The following is a 16,862-nucleotide window of genomic DNA, read 5'->3' as shown; positions in this document are numbered from 1 at the left end:
CGGCGTGTCGATCGCGTTGGCAGCCGCAGGCACCGTGGCCGGGATCTGAGGCACCGGGCTCTCGACGGGACCGTCGCTCTGCGCGGAAGCGTGCGCGGGATACGCGCAAAGGGATGCAATGAATAAGCCAACAGCGGGACGGAGTGCTTCACGCATGCCAAATCACCCTAAGAGTATGGTTGGGGACGTCCACCTCGATTACTGCGCGCCCGGCAGACGCGGTGGCGATTTCGTCCAGTAGACCGCCAATCGTTGTGTCCTCACGGTCAATCCGGACGGTCGGCACAGCGGATGCCGCAGGAATGTCGGCTTGATAACCCAGTCGGTTTGCGATCATGAGGACTGCTCGATCGACCGGACCGCTCCAGTGCCAGTTCATTGGGCGGTTCATCTCGGCCGGGAGAACAGAGCCCGCCCGCACCATGGGAAATCGTACAGCCCCGACCTGGTCGAACGAGTTGAGAATGTGAGCCATTCCTTGATCGACCGTAGGCGTGGGCTCGCTTTCGCGCGGAGCGCACGCCGAAATCGACAGAAGGAAGAATAATGAGATGGGAGAAAGGGAGCGTGGTTCGCTGCGTCGCATGACGTCAGGATGGTCCATGTGATTGTGACTGCGCGGCGATGGATGCGTTCCGCCAGACCTTGCGCTGATAAGCCTGGTTGAGCTTCGGAGTGCGGGAATTGTAATTCCCTACGCGCCGCCAGAATTCTCCTGGCTCGGCCGGCGTATGACCGTCAAGTTCGCGGGCGAGGATCCATGCGCCGACATGGAGATTCAAGCACCCGTCGTTGATGAGTTCGTCGCGGGTGATCCCGAAATGAGCGAGTTCCGCGAGATGGGTTGAGTTCACCTGCGCCGGCCCCATGTCGTACGAGCCGTTTGGATTGCGCGAGATGCGTCCAACCGCGCCGCCCTCTGTCAGCAGGATAGCGCGGAACAGGACTTCTGGAATGTGATACTGGGCTGCGGCGCGGGTAACGCAAGTGGAAAGGGCTCCAGGCAACGGCCTCGCGGGCGGAGGAGCTTCGTGTTGATGCGGCTGCCCCCCATGGGCGCCGGCACCTGCCCATGCGAGAATCCACGCACCGGCGGCGATGTTCATGCAAACGTCGTCCCGAACCTGTGTTGGGTCGAACCCTGCGCGTTCGAGAATAGGCAACCAGCCGGGATCGATGCGCATCACGCCGATCCCCCTTTGTCCGGAGTTCTCCACTACGTGGGCGATGATGACACTCGGCACATGATATGCGTCGGCGGCGACGGCAGCGCATGGCGGGAGATCCGTCATTGAACGTCCGTCAGGTCGAAGTGATACTGGTAAATCAAGCGCAGGATCAGGAGCTCATCGAGGACGTCGGGAAAGTACCCCAGCGCACTCTCGTCGGACGCTGGCCGAAAGTCGTAGAGCCGCGATCTGCCTCGCCGCTGAACCAGTTCCATGCCGACGCTCTCGCCGGCAAGGCGGGGGGATTGCAATTGCACCGCCAGAAGTTCGGCGTTTGGGCACTTGCGTTCAAGAAGATCCGTCAGCGGCTCAAAATGCCAGCCGATTGGATTCGAGGGTCTCGAAATCATAACGAATAGCGTGGCCTCGCGGGCCGCCATAATCCCTCTGAAGCGCGCGATGCGCCGCGCAAAGGACTCGCGGGTCGAGGCGGAGGTCAGGTCGGCATGGGGAAACATGTCGGACAGGCCGAAACGATCTCGATAAGCGGGGTGGGCCTGCCCGGCCGGTGGCATGAAATCCCGGAAGTCCGTCTCGAGGACGTGCAATATCATCCCCGGCGTCGAGAAGATCCAGTCGAACGGCAACGCATATCGCCTGAGCTCTGCGGCGCGGAGAATGCCTGCTGCGAGACAGTGAGTCCCGAGGGGTACGATGTGGCGCACCTTCCTGCCGTTAATCGAGCGTGTACCGTAATCCGGCATTTTGCCTGAGCGCCGATGCTGATACCGCGTCAGCGACGTCCGCATGGAAAGAAGCCATGCGGGCGTGAAATCATATGTCCCGCGCTTCACGTGCGCCTCGGGCTCGCGGTGGATGGCGTTGCTTCTCATTCGGCGCTGCAGAGATGGAGGGAGCTGAAGCCGTAGTCGCCATACCAAAGTTGTTCGATGTTCATGTCGGTTGTGCCGGGTGGACAGCTGTAGCCACCGGTAACGGGATTCGGACGATTATACCCTGTGTACCGGAGCGTCGTTGTCGGGACGTAGGTCGATATCTGGGCGGGAGGAATTTGCCATGTCCCATTCAGGCACGACAGCAGACGGCCGGAGCCGTCTGCTTTTGCGGCAATCGTACCATTAGGTTCGCATGAATTGCCCGGCCAGGCGTTGCCTCCGTCGGTGCCGAGTCTGACGGAAGTGAACGTGGCGTGGTCGGCCTGAAGATCCGCATTCGTCCCGTCGTAATGTTGCATTGACACGGAGCCAGGGGTCTCAACGGCAGCGTTGGTGGTGTCTCCGTAGAAGCACGCTCCGCTGACCCATAAACCGCACCCGGAATTGATGACGCTGGCGTGGTCTTGAATGTCGACGTGGTCGCCGACTTTTACATACCCGTTATTGGTGATGATATTGCTTTGGTTGCCACCGGTCCCGGTGGCAATGGTCCCCTCGAAATAGCCGTCATTCGCGTGCAGGCCCCCGCCCCAGCCGGCAGGAAGTCCACCATACGGATCAAGGCCGTTGACCCCGATGTTGCGCGTGAAATAGCCAGTGTCGGCACCAATATTCGCCGGGGTGCCGTCGTAGTGCTGCATGTAAACCGTCCCGGGCGTTCGTACCGCTGCATCGTTGTCGTCGCCGTAGAGGTAGGCCGACCCGACTTTTACCCCGCCATAGCCACCATTTGGGTTGCCGGCGTTGAAGACGCCGCGAGTTGCGTTGACGTTATTGGCGTCGTTGATGTCGTTTCCACCCATATCCAGCGACGCTCTCATCGTGTTGAGTTCGGGATGTCCAGGGACTGAATCCCGATAAAGGTAATCCGTGGTCTCGCTTGATGTGTTTGCCCCGACGAGGATACCGTACAGATGGCCGGGGCCCGGGTTTGGCAACCCAGCAAGAGGCAGTTGCCAGGAGCCGCTTGCTCCATAGGCATTTGAGGAATTCATGGAGCCGAACATTCCGTCTTCGGGCACGAAACCGCCCTGCGCGCCTGTCAGGGACGCGATCGCAACGGCGGATTGGCCGGTCAGTGTGATGCCGTCGGAGCTCTCGACGATTGCGTCGAGGGCTTTGCTTGCAGGTTGTCGAACGTAGACTTGCCAGTTCTGACGGTACGGATTGACGGTGGTGAAGCCGGACGGCAGGTCGCTGTCGGCAATCAGAGCTGAGATGTCGAGCGGTGACGTTCCTCCAACGGGAACAGTGCTCACGAGATCAGTTCCGTGCTTGTCGATGTAGAGCTGGGCGGCCTTCAGGAGCGCCTGGAATTGCCCGGCTGTGGTGGCGTTCACAGCCTGCGTGGTGCCGTTCTCGATCATGCCGAAGTAGCGCGGGAGAATTGTGAGTGCGACGAGCGTCGCAAACATAACGCCAATAAGGGAGCTCATTGGTAGCCGGTTCCCGAGAGGCTTACGACAGACACAGCGTCTCCCACTGGCGCGGAAACAGGAAGTAATCCCATGTCGCCGACGGAAGGAGCCGTCCATCGATCGCCGAGTGAAGTGCCGATACTCATGTCGCCGTTCGCTATATGGATGGCGGCGGCGATCTGATCTGCCGTCAGTTCCATCCACGCTTCGATCGTGACTGATTGGTCGTTGCGCACGATCTGATTTCCTGCGCTGGAGAGATCATATCCATTACTGTTGAGGCCAAGAAGACCGAGACTAATCGGGCCGGTGGCGTTCGGATGGTCTTCGAGATATTTGAGCAGGGCCGCCTTGTACGCGAGCCACGCCTGTGCCGCAGCAGCGCCGCTACCCGAGGATAGCGGCGTGTTCTGGTTCTGCACCACATGGAGGCTCAGCATCGAACTCGTCACGGTTACAATAAGCCACATGGCGAGGAGGATGAACGGCATATGTGCCGGTTATCCGGCATACTCGAATATGACGGAAGCGGTGCTTGCACCGCTGGAGGCATTACAGGCGTTCGCAATCTGGGTTGCCGCATCACTGTTGGAGAGCGGAATGTCGTCGCCATTGATATTGACGTTCTGGGGCGCCTGGCTTCTGGCGAAGGTCGCGCAGGAGTCTCCGTCGACATTGCTCCAGGCAACCTGGAATCCATTGCCCCATGTGCTGATCGTCACGGTGGAACCGCCCCATGGGCCAGCTATGGTATTGCCGTCGCCGTTCAGCATGGACTTCGGTACCAGTGCCGCGCGGATCGCGGAGCTATTGGAGATGCTCGAGTAATTACGAGCCGTCATGCCGCCATTGTAATAGGTCTCGATGTTGGTCGCGAGCTGGCTCTGTTCGCCGGCGGCAGTTGAACCGTTGTTGCGTGAGAAGACCTCGTATGAGCCGGCGAGCACCGAAACCACGGCGAGCAATACCGCCCCGGCCTTCACGAGTAGGGAGATAATCTGGTCCATGCGAAGCCCCTGTGATGGTTTTGTAAGGCAGTATCCCCGGCTCGTTTGTGACTGCGCGCACGGCGGTCACATCGGCTGGCCGCCGCCCATGTTTGACCCGATGTTGTTGGATGCGACGATGAGTGCCCCAGCGAGGAGCATCATCAGCGTGGTGGCGAAACTCTTGATCGCGGCAGCCTGCGCGAGCGTCGAAAGCTCGATCTCGTCGGCCCACATTTTGCTGGATTCAAGGAGGCGCCCATATGCCTCCTTGCCGCCCCAGCTTGCTTCGATGTCGTCGATGACCTCTGGAGACGGAAATGCCAAACCGCTGTCCTCCATTGCTTCCGGCAGCGACATTCCCCTCGGACCAAGGCGCGCCAGGATGGCTCCAAGGCGCTCGGCGAGCCATGGCGACGCCCCCTGCATCTGGTGTGCGAGAGCGTCGGTATCGGTCATCCCGGCGCGCACCAGGGCGATGAAGCTCGAAATCCAGATGTATCCCTGGATGTTCCGGTAAATCGACCACGGGGGCATGCGCTCCAGCACCACACGCAGCGGCCCGGTCAATCTCGTCAGGCTGAGCCAGACCGCGACAACGGTGGCGATCAGCGACCCAAGTATGATGAAGGCATTCGCACCGGTCGCAAGGTTTGCCGCAAAGACGAGCACGTCTTGGGAGGTGCTGGCGGTGTGCTGGCCTGGAACCCCGTGCAGGAGGGAGGGGATGACCATTTTGGCCATTGCGTACAGGTAGATAAAGAGCACCACGATGTACATGAGCGGTTGAAAGGCCGCACTTCGCGCCGCCCGCATGATCCTGCCTGTCCTCGTCTTGATGTCGCACACCAGGTCCATGGCCGACCCGATGTCGCCGGCACGCTCTCCCGAGAGGATCATCATATATTCGTCGTCGGGGATGTATGGGCGAAGCGCCTCGGCGAAGGGCAGGCCTTGTTCCGTCATGCGCGTCAAAACTCTATCGAGCAGGCGCGGCACGGAGGAACGGCGTCTGCGCTTCTGTTGGCGCGAATACATGCGAAGGATGCGGTCTACTGAGGCATTCTGCCGCATACGAACCGAGATCATCCGGTAGAGCTGGGCTCTTGTCCTCCAACGGAATGACATCTGGACGTCGAGCCATTCCGTCAGATTGGCACTAACGCCAGGGCGGGATCGTGCGCTTGACGTGTAAACGATGTTGAGTGTCATGCGGCCTCGGCGGCGCCGGCGGCGCGTTCAGTCATGACGGCGTCGTATGTGCGGATGCGATCGACCTTCGCGGTGACCTGGTATGGATCGACGAGGCCGGCAAATACCCGACCCATGGCGGTCTCTACCATCGAAGCATCGACGCCTTTGCGGGCTCGAAAGCGATGTCGGGCGACCGAAACGCCGTGTCGCACAAAGTCGCTCATCAGCTCCTCGTCGGTTTCCACGACTTCCGCGACTGCTGTTCGCCCGCCGATCCCGGTGCCCAGGCAGTGATGGCAGCCTGGTCCCGCGCGGCGGATGCGCGATGGATCTGGGCCCCATGTCGGTACTGCCTCGCGGGTCCGGCGTGGCATACGGTCGTCGTCGCACTTCCAGGGCACGGCACAATGGGGGCAGAGTGTGGGCAGGAGCCGCTGCCCCACGATGCCGCGCACGATCGAGGCGTTGCAGGTGGTTCGGAAACTCAGACGTTCGTAATCCATGTTCTGCAGGCGCAGGGGATAATCGAACGGGTCATCGACGTGGAGCGTTGTGACGACGAAGTGTCCGGTCTGGGCTGCGTCGAAGGTGGTGAGGGCCACCTCGGTATCACGGATCTCGCCGACCATCATATCGTCGGGGTCCATACGCAAGGCGTTTCGTAGCCGCGCCTTGAACTCCTTTCCGGCTGCGTCTGCGGAAAGGGCGTTGGAGATATCCATCTGGATAGCCCATGGCATCGGATATTCGGCCGGCTGTTCGATCGTGACCAGACGTCTCCCAGGCTCCGTGCGGGCTTTATGCTGCAACGTCTCGAACAACAGCGTGGTCTTGCCAGAGCCGGTCGGGCCGGTGCAAATCAGCACCCCCGAGGGCGCTATTGAGATATTGAGGATGCGATCGACCTGGTCTTGGGAGAAGCCATAGCCCAGGAGCTTCAGGTGCCCTTCCGGCCGTCGAGGTGCGTGGAATTCAACCGTTGGCTGGGTGCCACGACGAGCACTGCCGGACCTGGCATACTGTAGTCGAAGGATCATGAACTTGCCGCCCTCGGATACCGGCAAACAAGGACCCTTCACGATACGAACATTGGCGAGGCCAGTGCCCTTGAGGACATCGCCGGCGACTGCTGCATCCTGGGATTCGCCCTCGCTGTATGCGCTGTCACGAGAACTCGCGAGCGTGTACATGGCGCGGATCAGACGGTCGGCATGGTCATTCGTCAATTCGTGGGCGACGACGAGCGTTCCGTTAATCCGGAACATGATTTCAGTATGGCGTTCCTTGCGGTGGATATGGATATCGGACACTCCGCTTTCCGCTCCCTCACGAAGCAAGGCCAGGCATTCGCCTCGCACCTCTTCATCGAGATTGTCGTCTCGAGAAACCACAAGAGCGTCGTGGTGTGCCTGCTGGATGCGCTCTGTGACGGTCCCCATGCGCTCCCACTCGACACGAAGCGTCGTAAGGCGAGGCTCATGGCGCGCTTCAGCCAACCACGTCAGCATGACCTCGCGACGTTTGAGCGCCTCGTTCGCGAAAACAATCTGGTTAATCTCGTCGATGTGGATTTGTCCGCGCAGTTCGGCGGGAACCTGAATCGCATTGTCTTCTCGGGCCGTAGCCTTCTTGCGGAGAAGCAGATTGAGCATCAGCTCGCCTTCCCTTTGGTCACTGGCTGCACGACGGGTTCGGTGAACGAGACCTTGAATTGCCACGCGCCCAAGGTGGGACCAGCTTCGCTCCCAAGGTACGCGCGCTTCATTTCAATCATCCGCAGCCCTTTGAACTGGTCCCACCGCACGGCCATGGGATCGCCCGGCCACGCGAACGTCGCGCTCGTGGTTGTCATGGGCAGCCGACGGTTGCCGATCATCAGGGTGACGGGCGAGCGATTAATCTGCGCCGGCGCGCCTGCAGCCTGGAGGAATCCGAACAGGTCGCGTTCCTCGAGCGTGTTGTCTTGCTCCTCGGGGAGCCCGGGCGCGACAAGCAGGGGTAAAGCGTCGTCGACGATGTTGCCGTTGTTGGTGATATCCCCGGGGGGAGCGTCGCTGAGCGAGCCTCCCCTACGCGCCCATGAAACTGTCGTCTTGTCGTCGGCACACAGCACGCCAGCAACGACCCAGCCGCGGTGAAATGCGGCGGACGGCACGGCGGAGACGCATGCTTTAACCCACGCAGACGGCTGAATGGTCGGCGGTGTGCTCGGAGCTTCCGCCGCCGGCTTCGGCTTCTTTGGGCGATGCAGCATTGCCTGCCGCGCTCTGGCCCGGACGAGTTCCTGCTGATGCTTGTGGTAAACGTGGGTGCCTTCGACAACACCGAGCGCAAGGGTGAGGGTCGCAGCCGCCGCAAGGTACACGGGCCGGAGCGAGGTGGAGCGGATAGAAAGAGGAGCGTCAGGAAGGCCGGCTTGCAGCGTTTCGAATTCTGCTCTGGAGAGGATGTCCCGGCGCTCGAACGTGAAGCCTTCGAACCCGCTGCGGACGGCCGCGATCGCCTCGTCTCGGTAGATGGTGTCCGATCCGGGGAGAGGGCGACCGGTGTCGTCTGTTGCCACGACCCAGAACTGATCGAGGCCAACCTCGTATTCGCCATAATATCGCGGGCCAAACGTCGATGCGACCGCGAGCATCAGGCTGTGGAACGATTCCTTGAGATCGAGCTGCTCGGCTACGAGGAAGCCGATGGCCCCCGCGAACAAAGGAGAGCGAACCGTGTAGCTTGCTCCGAGGCCGAGCGCCTCGGAGCGGAGAGCAAAGAGCGAGGGACGTCGCTCGTATGTCCGCCAACGCAGGTCGCCGCACCAGATTCTGTGCTCAGCCCGAATGAAGAATGCCATGATCCGCCCCGTTAACCATGTGTCGGCGGCGGATAGCTCGGCGCGCCGGGCACTGCGATGATTCGGGTCGGCGTGGGGGCGTCGCTGCTTCCACGCAGGGTGAGGACGGAGCCGTCCGGCCGACGCAGGGTCAATCCGCGCGATGAGATGGCGGTAACGACACTCTCGTCGCGAAGGCGCGTTCCGCGTTCCACGTCCTGGCTGCTGCCATCGCTGAAGCGCAGGGTAGCGCCTGTCCGCCCGCCGTCGGTCCATATGGTGTCATAGGTCGGCGCCGGAGACGGCGCGGGCGGTGCCGGCACGGCGTCGTCTTGCCGTGCAGGAAGGGGTGGCGGCTGAAATTCGAGAGCGGGTCGATCAGGCGCTCCGACCGCTGCTTGCGGTTTGTCTTTCTCGGTCAGGCGGCGAATGTTCTCCTGCATTGCCGTGCCAAGGTCGGAGACGATCTTCGCCTGCTGCATTACGGTGACGCATGCGTTATTCGCATCCAGTTCCGCCGGCGTGAGTACCTGACCCGGCGCGGGTTCCGCCAGTCGGCTTGCGCATTCAGGGATTGGGGTTTGAGCCCGCACCTGGAGAGGCGCGGCGAGGGCGATGGCCGCGGCTGCAATGGCGCTGCGTCTCATAGGGTCCGGGCCTCCACAGTGACGACGACGTGTGTTTTGGTTACCTGGGCGTCACCGCCGCCGCCGAAGAGCCAGTTCAGTGCTGATCCCACGCCGGTACGGCTGCGGGACGTGGCATCGTCGACGTAGCCGCTCAACACCAGGGTCGAGCCGCTCGGGAGCGCAACGGTGTCGTCTAGCGAAGTGCTCGACGTCTTCGGCGCCTGGATGCTTGAGCCATTCGAAGTGATGTTCTGCACCGCAAGGAGCGTCTGGAGCAGGAAATTGGTGTGCAGCAGAATGCGGTTGTCGACGATCTTGGGCGTCACCGAGCCCATGAAGCCCGACATCACCACGCCGGGGGACAAGGAGTTGGCCGTCCCGGCATTGGTCGCAAGGGTGGATACGGTGCTGGCCAGATACGTCGTGTTGATGCCGTTCTGGAGGGGCGCAGTGACACCGTTGGTGGTGACGACGGACCGATCATACTGCTCGGTGACGTTGCCGAGTTCGTTCAACGCCTGGAAAACGACGTTCGATCCGGAGAACAGGCCGCCGGTTCCGCGACCCGTGTCGAGGATCGATGCGCCGAAGCGGAACGGAGTGTCACCCGACTGGATCGAGGGGATCGTCGCCGGCGTCGACGTCAGGCCGACCAGGCCGTTGTGCGACTTGAATGCAAATTGCGGACTCCAGCCATAATTCGTCTCCCGAGTGATCTTCACCGTGTAGACGTGGACCTCGACGGCGACCTGCTTCATCAGGCTTTCGTTGACGCCGTGCATCCAGTCTTCGATGCGGGCGACCTGATCGGGTGTGCCTGTAACGGAGAGTGTTCCGAGCCCGTCGTCTGCGACGACCTGAGCTCCTCCTGACACAATCTGAGCCGTACGCTCGATGGTCTTCCAGCGATTGGTTTTACTGGTGTTGCTGATCGACGCCATGCCCGCGGACTGGCCGGATGAGCCTCCCGAGGACCCGCCCGTACCGCCACCGCCCATACCGCCGCCACTCATCCCCCCGCCGGACATGCTCCCGCCGGATGAGCCACTCCCGCCCCCCGTGTAGGCGACGATCGAGGTGTTCGCGTTCGTGTCTCCGGGAAACGCCGGAATGGTGAATGTGCGCGTTTCTGTCCGGAAGAATTCGATGTGTCCATCAACCCAGCGCTTCCATACCCCAAAGCGTGTCGCGATCGCCTGGAAGACTCCCTCGCGTGTCCCGCTGTATGCCAGCCAGTTGCCGCTGCCGCGCCAGGCCGGGAATGAAGAACGGGTTCTTGAAGCGGCGACGGAGGCGAGAGCGGATGCAACCGGCGGCGGAGGCAGGTTGGTGCCATTGAAGGTGATGGGAGTCTGATTGCCGCCGGACCCGAGACTGTCCGCCAGGTCGTCCTGTTCGGCATCCGGAGCGATCCGGACGGGGATACCGGTCTGGCGACTGGCCTGGATGGCGGCATCCCGCAGGGAGACCGGGCGCGCGATCGTGAGCGAGGACTGTACCTTCAGAATGTCGGGCAGCGGATCTGCATCATGGAGTGTCTCCCCCACGAGCCACGGCTTGTCGCTCTCGGTGATAATCGGCGTGTTCGGTACCCTGGAGTCACGCGATCGCGCGAGCGTATCGTCTTCGCTCCGCCTCGCCTCCTGGAAGTCCTGACACGCGCTTAGAAGCGCCATGATCGCGACGGCCGAGAGAATATGACGTTTGGTTTTCAACGGCCCTGTCCTCCGGGCGACGTGACGACAAGAAAACGGTTGCTCGAGTGGAATTCCGCGCGAATGGACTTGCCCTCATCCGCGATCGTGCGAATCACGTCGCTCATGACGGTGTGGAAGTCGCCCGTGAAGGTGGTGAGGGCAGGCACATTCCAGTTCAGCTCGTGCGGCCACTCGACCTTCCAACCGGCGCGGTCGGCCCAGGCAATCATCTGATCGCGGATGGGCTGTCCTTCGACGAGCGTCCAGATCTCCGCTGGAGGCTGCAGCCGGAGCGGCGCGGCCGGCGGGGCCGTCGGCGCCTGCGGCTGCCGGTTGATGAGCGTTTCGTGGATCTGGAGTGCGGCGCCTGTCCGCGCGGGCGCCGGCAGCGGAGACACGTTGACGCCTTGGATGTTCGGCTCGACCGTATGAAGCTCCGGCTGGGACGGGATGCGCATTGCAAGCGAGGCGCCAGCGCGCAGGGTGCAGCTTCCCGTCCGGATCAGTGCTCCATCGGCTGCGTGCCCGTAAAGGCACGTTGCTGCGGCGTCATCGACGTCGAGTTCGAGAAGCAGGTTCAGACCAACCGCCGAAATCGAATAGCGCACGGTGTGCGCGCCGGGGTAAGGCATCCCGTCCGGGGAAAGCGCGAAACCGCGCTCCCGCAAGGTGTCGCTGAGAAGCGTCTGTGCGTGGGCCTCGTCGGCTCCTTCAAATGGAGACAGACGCAGGGTTGATTGCCCAGGGTCCATACTGTTGGCGAGGATATCCGCGATAAACACCGTCAGCGCGGACGTGTCCCGGAATGTTGCCCCGGTAACATGAGAGGCCCTGTCGGCGGGCGTCTCAGTGGCACAGCCGGCCATAAGCCCGAGCAGAGTTGCGCCGATAAGGGTGGGGTGGCGTCGGATCACGTCTTGCCTCCGTGGGTAATTCGGATCACAGGCGCGCCAGGCCCGGCTCCTATCAGCATCGCTTGATCGACCCGCCGATCGACGACGTAGGAGTCCCCAATCACCCTGTAGGGCTGCGCGGCACTAAGCGCAGGTGAGATGACGAGCAATCGAGGAGCTGAGACGATCCCGCCGGGCGGGAACTGGAAATAGGTGTGCCCATCGTCGCAGTAGACACGCATCGGCTTCCAGGGGAGATCGGGACCCTCAATGTGGTAGGTGAAGTCCGGTCCTGATTTTCCTGGGGATTGTGACGTCGGCGTCGGCGGTTCAGGTTGGGTCGTGCCGTCGGACGGCCCGTAAGTGAAGGCGACTGTGCGCATGGTGTCGCCGTCTGGCTGGAGCGCGAGAGCGTAAGAGCGCCGGCTCGTGGCGAAGTGCAGAACCGATGGCCGCGCGCCGGCCTGTGGGGTCAGAGCAACTGCCCACCCAGCGTGCACGCCTCGCGTGCCCCGAACGAGGTCGGCGCGCCACCCACCGAGGTCGGCGCCCGTGAGCGCGCTTCCGTCCATCGTCTCGCCGTGCTGCAGCCTCACAAGGCAGATGCTTCCGGGCGCACAGCGGATCCGCGGATAACCGTCCCCGTACGCGAACCAGACCGCTGACGGTCCAAACACCGGACGCGCTTCTTGGGCCTGCGCCGGCTCAGGCACGGCGCTCGGCGTGGAGGTCGGTGGCGTGATGTTGAGGGGCCGCTGCGCGCGGCGAGTGTCCGTTACGGCGAGAGGTATGGCCCCGCGTGCGGGGGTCTCGATCCGCTCGTTGATGCTGCCCAGGAAGCCGTTGATCCGATCGAGGCTGCGTTGCAGCGCCAACTCGGGAGAGGGCATGCCTGGAACCGAGACGGAAACCGGCTCGTTCGCCGCCTCGCTGCACCCGGCAATCAGGGCCGCGCTGATGATAGGGGTCAAGATCCGGGCAGTCTTCATGGGGAGACTATGGAGCTATCGTTTGTGACTCCGGTTGAATCAGCGGACGGCCTGATCACAGTCCCCAGGCCCGTGCCGTCGCAGATCTCGCGAGCGAGTTCGTCGATGACCCCTCCGAGGTCAATACTGGCGTCTTGCCCTGCTTTGATGCGTGCCGTTTCACGACGCTCTATTTCAGCCTCCGCGCTTCCGCGCGGGAAGACCTTCGCCAGCCTGCGGCGTGCCTCAGCGGTGCCCAGCGCGTCATAAAGGCGCCGCCGCAGTGCGGTGTCCTTTGGGCTGGTGGACAGGGCCCAAAGTTCGATAGGACCCATCAGATTCAGCACAAAGAGTTCGAAGACTTCGTGCTTTACGCGGGTCTGCCAGATCAAGGGCGCCCCGCTACCGTCCGGCCGCGGTCCGTTCAATCCGTTATAGACGATCGCCCGTGCGGCGGAGCTGAGCTGGAAGCGCTCGCAGATCGCCTTTGCTTCCTTGTCATCGGGCGCGCCGAGAATAAACCGGCCGGTTGAGTGAGAGATCAGATACTCTCCGAAGTCGTCGAGCTTCTGGCTTGCCAGTCCGATCTTCACGTTCAGCTTGGCCGAACGTCGGGCCGCTTCCTCAAACTGCCGCTGAATATGTGGAGCGCCGGCCGTGCGTTGGAATTCGTCACACTCGATCCGCTTGAAGCTCTCACGAAACTCCTCGAACCGCCTGCGATGGTATTGCTTCACATGAGGCGGCACGCTCTCGGCATCGTCTGGGTGAAGGAAGAAGTTTTTGGCGACGATGTGAAAGCCGAGAAGATACATCAGCTCGGTCTGTCTTTGTGACTCCCCGATCCCTTCGGGCGCCACCCGGCCGATGTCGAGGACGACGATCCGGGCGTCGCCAAGGTCAAGACGGGTCGGCCGGTTCAGAGACGGGTATTTGTCGATGAAATGGGTGATGTAGCGGCGGAAAATCCCGATAGTAGACTCTCTTCCGGATGTCGGGGTGACGTCCTCGAACCGCTGTAGGCGCGGCTCCCGAAGGACACGGATCAGATCACCAATGGTCGGCGCTGCCCACTGGGTCGCCCGATGTGCCATCCGCATATCGCCCGCTTCTGCGAACAGATCTGCAATCTGCCACCAAGGGGTGTCTCGCTCAGGCGCAAGTCGATTCCGGGACAGTTCCCTATCGACAGTCGGATCGATTCCAGGCCGCCAGACTTTTGGCTGCACCGAAGGTCCATCGTCGGAGAAAAACTCATAGACAGCCGGGATGACCGCGTCGATCAACTGGTTCATGGATTCGAACGGCTGCCCGTCAATCGGCGTGCAGATCAGGCCCAGGAAGTTTCGCAGGAAGGTCGTGTGGTATTCCAGCGGCAGCCGGCAACAGGTCTCAGGATCAAAGATGTTGACGGCGTGTTCTTCGATCAACTGAAACGACACATGAAGTGCCAGATGCTGGTCTGCCGCGCGCAGGCCGGCACGAACCATGTCCACGAATCCGGAAGATGAATCGCCGACATCGAGCTTGCCGATCAGAGGGACCCGGGCTCCATGTGCCGTCATTGCCGCCGGGCTCAGCACGGTGTTTAGGAGCAGTGCATTCGCGAGCATCGACTTGCCGTGTCGCGAGGGGGCGACAAAGAGATCGAGCACGGCGTCCCGGCCGGATCCGGCAGGGTCGTAGTGGACGATCGTCCCGTCGGCCGCCCGGAACAGCATTGCACCGTCGCGCCACGGCGACGCCGGCCGTGCCCACGGCATCATGGCGAGCATTTGTGAGAGGGGGCCCGCTGACGGCGGCGCTGTCGATGCGAGGGCCAGCCCTGGCACAGACGACAACACGCCGGCGAGAGGGTCGCCACACACCCGGCTTGCAGAAGCGCCGCCCCACGACTGGATGGCTTGCTCCAGGCGTGAAGCCCGTACTTTCAAGGTTTCGGTTTGCCCTGCCGGCGCAGACGTTGCGAATGCCATGCGGAGCTTGACCGGGGTATCCTCCTGGCGTGCCCGCATGTCCTTGATCTCGGCGAATGCCATGTTGATTGGGAGGTTCGCGCCAAATTTCAGGAATGTGGCTATTGCGTCCTTCCAGAGCATGTACCCGGGGCGGATGCCCTCGATCATTCCAACCATACGCCAGGGCATGCGACGGCCAGCCAGCTTCGCAGCGAGTTCCGTGAAACTCGGTATCGGCGTATTCGGAGCCCCGGGATGCGGCATCTCAGGTGCTCGCGTGAGCTCGAGCGGTGTCCAGTCAAGCGTGGACAGAGTGGCCGTCGCAAAGTCGGGCGTCAGAGCATCGTCACGGAATAATTGCTCGCGGAGAGGGGGCCACAGGACGTCCGCGACATCCCGGGGCGGGATCTCGTCAGGGACCGTCTGGCTGCAGCGCCCCAGCGGCGTGGAGGGCGTCCAGTCGCTTCCGGCGGTCTCAGGGTAGATCTCCTCCCTGATCGCCCGGAGGCCAGCTTCAGGGGCAAGGATTTCAGCAAGCACGGCCTCGCCGGCCAGAGCCTGTAGGACGCCTTGGACAAACGATGAGTGGATCGTGCCGAGTTCGAGGCTGCCCAGAAAAGGGTTTTGCGCGTCACCTAGCGGCGGCAGTCCAGCGAGATCTCGCCGGCGCTCTGCCCTTGCCTGTCGTGCCTCTTGACTGGAGAGGCGGCCCGGCCGCGTCCACAATGTGAGATAGATGCGCTCCTGACGCATAAAAGGCGGCAAGACACGCTGGCGTTCGGCGAAGATATCTTCGAACTCCGCGTTCAGTGCTGCGGCAATTGTGCGGCGTTCGTCGAGATTACGAGCGATTGTTTCTTCGACCCCCTCAGGATCTGCCGCGTATGAGAACTGCAGTGCGTGTCCAGGGGCGGCAAACAGGCTCGTCAAGGCAAGCCTGAGACGAGACGACGCAGCCCGGATTTCCGGCCCGCTGGCGATACGCCGCATGCCTCGCAGTCTCAGGACTGTCACGTAATCACCGCCGAACGTGACGATGCCATGCCGGTCACAGGTCGCAAGGTCGCAGAATGCAGTCAGGTCCCGCTTGAAGAGGCTGGACGTTGCGGCGATTGCCTGAAGGACTCTATCGCCGAGCGATAAGCCTGCCCGCGAGACCGCAGCCGGCTTCTCTGACTTTTCTTTACGTATGAAATTCACGGGCCGCAGATCCACTCAGCCGCGGCAGACTGGTAGAGCCCATTGTCGGGGCCAAACCATCCTCCCAATGCAACAAAGCGCAGCGCGGAGACACCGGTGCGCTTCGGAATGGTGATGCCGTTGAGTGACAGGCCTGCGGCGCGGAGCACTGACGGGCGGTCGGTGCCGATCCGGGCGATGGCCGCCGCACGTTGCGCAAGCAGCATGTCGAGGACAGCTTGGGCTGCTTTGGCAAGGCCCACCGGGTCAGTCGTGGGGACGGCAGTGCTATCGGCCGCGCGGGCCGTATGGACGGCCGTCACCAGGCGGCTGACCACCGGCTGGTCGAGGTGGGGCAGCCATATGAGCGCCGAGACCTTGTCGATGTCCGGCTCGTCCAGCGCGAATGCTGGAACGCATGTCATGCAGAGGGCCCGTCCCGCTACCGAAGCCGCCGGCGCGAGATGACCGCAGCACGCGCAGCGATGAGGTGGCTTTGCGGCAAGCGGGCCAAGTCTGAGCGAGCCGGCGGGTTGCATCGAAAGCGAGACGGGGTCCATCACCTGTCGAACCGCATCTGCTGCTGCTCGCCGGTTACGGTCGGGCCGGAGTTGAAGATGGTGAAGGAGGCGGTCTTGGCGAAAAAGGGAAGAGCAAGAAACACGCCCCCCAGCAATCCGGCCGCGACCAGCATACCCGGGCGGCTCCCCGCGTTCGGGTTACGCTGATGCTGATACCAGCCGAGCCCGCACATGATCAGCATGACGCTTCCAACGATCCAGCAAAAGGCATTCATGACGTATGACCACGCGCCGAGAACGTGTCCCGTCGATTGCTGCGCGATGTCGTCGATTGCCTGTGCGTGGGCGCCGGGGGCGAACACCACGACCACGAGCGCAAGTGCGGTGAGCGCCGTGGCGCGCCGAACACCCGGCGTCGTGCGCGGTGAAATTGAATTCGGCATAGAGCCTCCTGTTGGGTGGATAACGAG

The 16,862-nt window shown here is 62.4% G+C and carries 16 protein-coding genes; all 16 read right to left on the bottom strand.

The features are described 5' to 3' along the window. Window positions 1-148: 148 nt before the first annotated feature. Window positions 149-604: a DotD/TraH family lipoprotein gene (locus tag ACMAUO_RS20865; RefSeq protein ID WP_420358821.1), complete on the bottom strand. Its 456-nt coding sequence runs from the start codon at window positions 602-604 to the stop codon at window positions 149-151. Further along, the gene (locus ACMAUO_RS20860; RefSeq protein WP_420358820.1) at window positions 591-1,292 is read right to left on the bottom strand and encodes a transglycosylase SLT domain-containing protein; all 702 of its coding nucleotides are present in this window, start codon (window positions 1,290-1,292) and stop codon (window positions 591-593) included. Before ACMAUO_RS20860 ends, ACMAUO_RS20865 begins: the two co-directional genes overlap by 14 nt. Further along, complete coding sequence (locus ACMAUO_RS20855) at window positions 1,289-2,062, bottom strand: DUF1796 family putative cysteine peptidase (RefSeq protein ID WP_420358819.1); 774 nt, start codon at window positions 2,060-2,062, stop codon at window positions 1,289-1,291. Before ACMAUO_RS20855 ends, ACMAUO_RS20860 begins: the two co-directional genes overlap by 4 nt. Then, the gene (pilV, locus tag ACMAUO_RS20850) at window positions 2,059-3,561 is read right to left on the bottom strand and encodes a shufflon system plasmid conjugative transfer pilus tip adhesin PilV (RefSeq protein ID WP_420358818.1); all 1,503 of its coding nucleotides are present in this window, start codon (window positions 3,559-3,561) and stop codon (window positions 2,059-2,061) included. The genes ACMAUO_RS20855 and pilV overlap by 4 nt, the downstream gene beginning before the upstream one ends. Then, window positions 3,558-4,034 (bottom strand): type IV pilus biogenesis protein PilM, encoded by a 477-nt coding sequence (gene pilM, locus ACMAUO_RS20845; protein ID WP_420358817.1) that lies wholly within the window; start codon window positions 4,032-4,034, stop codon window positions 3,558-3,560. The genes pilV and pilM overlap by 4 nt, the downstream gene beginning before the upstream one ends. Window positions 4,035-4,043: 9 nt before the next feature. After that, window positions 4,044-4,550, bottom strand: a complete 507-nt coding sequence (locus tag ACMAUO_RS20840) for a type 4 pilus major pilin (protein WP_420358816.1) — start codon at window positions 4,548-4,550, stop codon at window positions 4,044-4,046. A gap of 66 nt (window positions 4,551-4,616) precedes the next feature. After that, window positions 4,617-5,741, bottom strand: a complete 1,125-nt coding sequence (locus tag ACMAUO_RS20835) for a type II secretion system F family protein (protein ID WP_420358815.1) — start codon at window positions 5,739-5,741, stop codon at window positions 4,617-4,619. Continuing rightward, the gene (locus ACMAUO_RS20830) at window positions 5,738-7,375 is read right to left on the bottom strand and encodes a GspE/PulE family protein (protein ID WP_420358814.1); all 1,638 of its coding nucleotides are present in this window, start codon (window positions 7,373-7,375) and stop codon (window positions 5,738-5,740) included. Before ACMAUO_RS20830 ends, ACMAUO_RS20835 begins: the two co-directional genes overlap by 4 nt. Next, window positions 7,375-8,568, bottom strand: coding sequence for a type 4b pilus protein PilO2 (pilO2, locus tag ACMAUO_RS20825; RefSeq protein WP_420358813.1), 1,194 nt, complete (start codon window positions 8,566-8,568; stop codon window positions 7,375-7,377). Before pilO2 ends, ACMAUO_RS20830 begins: the two co-directional genes overlap by 1 nt. A gap of 11 nt (window positions 8,569-8,579) precedes the next feature. Continuing rightward, window positions 8,580-9,194 (bottom strand): hypothetical protein, encoded by a 615-nt coding sequence (locus ACMAUO_RS20820; protein WP_420358812.1) that lies wholly within the window; start codon window positions 9,192-9,194, stop codon window positions 8,580-8,582. Then, window positions 9,191-10,891 (bottom strand): secretin GspD/PilQ domain-containing protein, encoded by a 1,701-nt coding sequence (locus tag ACMAUO_RS20815; RefSeq protein WP_420358811.1) that lies wholly within the window; start codon window positions 10,889-10,891, stop codon window positions 9,191-9,193. The genes ACMAUO_RS20820 and ACMAUO_RS20815 overlap by 4 nt, the downstream gene beginning before the upstream one ends. Further along, a complete protein-coding gene (locus tag ACMAUO_RS20810; RefSeq protein ID WP_420358810.1) occupies window positions 10,888-11,787 on the bottom strand; it encodes a toxin co-regulated pilus biosynthesis Q family protein in 900 nt (299 codons plus the stop codon). Before ACMAUO_RS20810 ends, ACMAUO_RS20815 begins: the two co-directional genes overlap by 4 nt. Next, entirely contained in the window at window positions 11,784-12,737 is a 954-nt protein-coding gene (locus ACMAUO_RS20805) for a TrbG/VirB9 family P-type conjugative transfer protein (protein WP_420358809.1), read from the bottom strand. The genes ACMAUO_RS20810 and ACMAUO_RS20805 overlap by 4 nt, the downstream gene beginning before the upstream one ends. A gap of 14 nt (window positions 12,738-12,751) precedes the next feature. Then, the gene (locus ACMAUO_RS20800; protein WP_420358808.1) at window positions 12,752-15,892 is read right to left on the bottom strand and encodes a type IV secretion protein DotO; all 3,141 of its coding nucleotides are present in this window, start codon (window positions 15,890-15,892) and stop codon (window positions 12,752-12,754) included. After that, window positions 15,889-16,296: a hypothetical protein gene (locus ACMAUO_RS20795; protein WP_420358807.1), complete on the bottom strand. Its 408-nt coding sequence runs from the start codon at window positions 16,294-16,296 to the stop codon at window positions 15,889-15,891. The genes ACMAUO_RS20800 and ACMAUO_RS20795 overlap by 4 nt, the downstream gene beginning before the upstream one ends. Window positions 16,297-16,430: 134 nt before the next feature. Beyond that, window positions 16,431-16,835: a hypothetical protein gene (locus ACMAUO_RS20790; RefSeq protein WP_420358806.1), complete on the bottom strand. Its 405-nt coding sequence runs from the start codon at window positions 16,833-16,835 to the stop codon at window positions 16,431-16,433. Window positions 16,836-16,862 lie beyond the last annotated feature (27 nt).

Source organism: Gluconacetobacter brunescens, from assembly GCF_048695475.1.
Lineage (GTDB): Bacteria > Pseudomonadota > Alphaproteobacteria > Acetobacterales > Acetobacteraceae > Gluconacetobacter.
The sequence above is the reverse complement of the archived record's forward strand: the minus strand, read 5'-3'. Positions and strand labels throughout refer to the sequence as shown.

Coding starts and splice junctions, on each gene's coding strand:
- ACMAUO_RS20865 (WP_420358821.1), bottom strand. CDS start 604: ATGGACCATCCTGACGTCATGCGACGCAGCGAACCACGCTCCCTTTCT.
- ACMAUO_RS20860 (WP_420358820.1), bottom strand. CDS start 1,292: ATGACGGATCTCCCGCCATGCGCTGCCGTCGCCGCCGACGCATATCAT.
- ACMAUO_RS20855 (WP_420358819.1), bottom strand. CDS start 2,062: ATGAGAAGCAACGCCATCCACCGCGAGCCCGAGGCGCACGTGAAGCGC.
- pilV (WP_420358818.1), bottom strand. CDS start 3,561: ATGAGCTCCCTTATTGGCGTTATGTTTGCGACGCTCGTCGCACTCACA.
- pilM (WP_420358817.1), bottom strand. CDS start 4,034: ATGCCGTTCATCCTCCTCGCCATGTGGCTTATTGTAACCGTGACGAGT.
- ACMAUO_RS20840 (WP_420358816.1), bottom strand. CDS start 4,550: ATGGACCAGATTATCTCCCTACTCGTGAAGGCCGGGGCGGTATTGCTC.
- ACMAUO_RS20835 (WP_420358815.1), bottom strand. CDS start 5,741: ATGACACTCAACATCGTTTACACGTCAAGCGCACGATCCCGCCCTGGC.
- ACMAUO_RS20830 (WP_420358814.1), bottom strand. CDS start 7,375: ATGCTCAATCTGCTTCTCCGCAAGAAGGCTACGGCCCGAGAAGACAAT.
- pilO2 (WP_420358813.1), bottom strand. CDS start 8,568: ATGGCATTCTTCATTCGGGCTGAGCACAGAATCTGGTGCGGCGACCTG.
- ACMAUO_RS20820 (WP_420358812.1), bottom strand. CDS start 9,194: ATGAGACGCAGCGCCATTGCAGCCGCGGCCATCGCCCTCGCCGCGCCT.
- ACMAUO_RS20795 (WP_420358807.1), bottom strand. CDS start 16,296: ATGACATGCGTTCCAGCATTCGCGCTGGACGAGCCGGACATCGACAAG.
- ACMAUO_RS20790 (WP_420358806.1), bottom strand. CDS start 16,835: ATGCCGAATTCAATTTCACCGCGCACGACGCCGGGTGTTCGGCGCGCC.